1 protein-coding gene is annotated in these 1,332 nt (G+C 43.9%); it reads left to right on the forward strand.

The window, feature by feature from the left end; genetic code table 11:
- A partial coding sequence (locus V6255_RS17905) for a VCBS domain-containing protein (RefSeq protein ID WP_341629366.1) occupies positions 1 to 1,332 on the forward strand: 1,332 nt, incomplete at both ends.

Raw genomic sequence — 1,332 nt, forward strand, 5'->3', positions numbered from 1 at the left:
CTATCAACGATGATGGTACGGTTACATACACACCGAATGCCGATTTCAACGGCACGGACACGTTTACTTATACCAATGTTGATGGCAATACTGAAACCGTGACAGTGACGGTTGATCCAATTGCAGATGATACGGTATTGGTTGCTGACTCTGCGACAACGAATGAAGACACACCCATTACGATTGATGTGGTTGGTAACGATACTGACGTTGATAACGGCGAAGTTTCCCCAGTTGATACCGTGACACAAGGTTCGAATGGCTCTGTGGCTATTAACGATGATGGCACCGTAACTTACACACCAAATGCAGACTTCAACGGCACTGATACCTTCACTTACACGAATGAAGACGGCAATACAGAAACGGTCTCTGTGACGGTTGATCCGGTTGCAGATGACAGCATTCTGGTTGCCGACAGCGCAACAACGAATGAAGATACTCCAATCACCATTGATGTAGTAGGTAATGATACTGACGTCGATAACGGTGAAGTTTCCCCGGTTGATACGGTAACGCAAGGTGCTAACGGCACAGTCGCTATCAACGATGATGGTACGGTGACGTACACACCGAATGCCGATTTCAATGGTAAGGATACGTTTACTTATACTAATGTAGATGGCAACACTGAAACGGTGACTGTGACGGTTGATCCTGTCGAAGACCCAACTGAAATTATAGTAGGAAGTTCAGACAGTGAGCTAGGTGAAGTAACAGAAGATTTCGACGTAACAACAGATAGTAAACTAACAGATAGTGGTACGTTAACATTCATTGATGTTGATATTGAAGACAGCGAGAACTTTGAACCCACAGTAGAATTTACACCTTCTGAACAAGGTGATACTGCTTTAGGTAACATGACTATTAATGCCGATGGTGACTGGTCTTATGAAGTTGATAATAGTGCTGTACAGTATTTAGGTGAAGATGAAACATTAACAGAAGTTTATACCGTTACATTAAATGGCGTAACACAAGATATTACAGTAACGATCAACGGTGTAGATGACTTATCAGTGGTTGCGGGAGATGCAACGGGCTCTGTGACAGAAGATGCGGATGCAGCGACATTAACGACTTCAGGTAACTTATCGCTAACGGATGTTGATACGAATGATACAACAACCTTTACGCCAGCAACGGTAACGGGTGCTTACGGTGCGGTTACTATCGATGAAAATGGTGATTGGTCTTACGCGGCAGATAACACGCAAGCGGCTATCCAAGCCTTAGATGATGGCGAATTCCTAACCGATACCATTACGGTTACGACCAGCGATGGTGTTGAACAAGAAATTGTGATCACTATCAATGGTGTAGATGACT

It is taken from the genome of Psychromonas arctica, assembly GCF_038155225.1.
GTDB classification, from domain to species: domain Bacteria; phylum Pseudomonadota; class Gammaproteobacteria; order Enterobacterales; family Psychromonadaceae; genus Psychromonas; species Psychromonas arctica_B.